The 657-nt window shown below is 59.5% G+C and carries 1 pseudogene; it reads left to right on the top strand.

Annotation, left to right across the window (positions count from 1 at the left end):
• Window positions 1-657, top strand: a pseudogene (locus AC629_RS44520) (RHS repeat protein); the annotation flags it as partial.

Below are 657 nucleotides of genomic sequence, written 5' to 3'. Positions count from 1 at the left end.
CCAGTACGACTCCACGGGTCACAAGACCTCGGTTGTCACCGTAACTGCGTCGGCCACCACCACCGACTTCTACACTGCGGCCGGCGCGCTCAAGCAGAATGTCGTGCAGACGACCTCCGGCGACGTAACCACCACGAACTACAACGGCTCGCTGCTGGCGTCGGTCTATGTGGTCAATGCCGACGGGTCCAAGGACTCCAAGGTGTATGATTCCAACGGAATCATCGCCAGCGACCTTCTCCAGAACAAGGACGGTTCGTCCTCGAACACGGTCTATTCGGCCGGCGTCAAGACCAAGGTCTATCTCACCAACGCCGACGGCAGCCACGACAACTACACCTACAACATCACCGGGCAGAGCTATACGACCGAGATCCAGCACACCGACGCCGCAAATAAGCTCATCAGCTTGACCCGCCTTCATGCCGACAACTCGCTTGCGTATCAGCAGGTGTTCAACAGCGACGGCAGCAAGGTCACGACTCAGTACGACTCCACGGGTCACAAGACCTCGGTTGTCACCGTAACTGCGTCGGCCACCACCACCGACTTCTACACTGCGGCCGGCGCGCTCAAGCAGAATGTCGTGCAGACGACCTCCGGCGACGTAACCACCACGAACTACAACGGCTCGCTGCTGGCGTCGGTCTATGTGGT

Origin of the sequence: Bradyrhizobium sp. NAS80.1 (assembly GCF_001908205.1) — a bacterium.
Lineage (GTDB): Bacteria > Pseudomonadota > Alphaproteobacteria > Rhizobiales > Xanthobacteraceae > Bradyrhizobium.
Note: the sequence above shows the minus strand (reverse complement) of the source record. Positions and strands in the feature narration are given on the sequence as shown.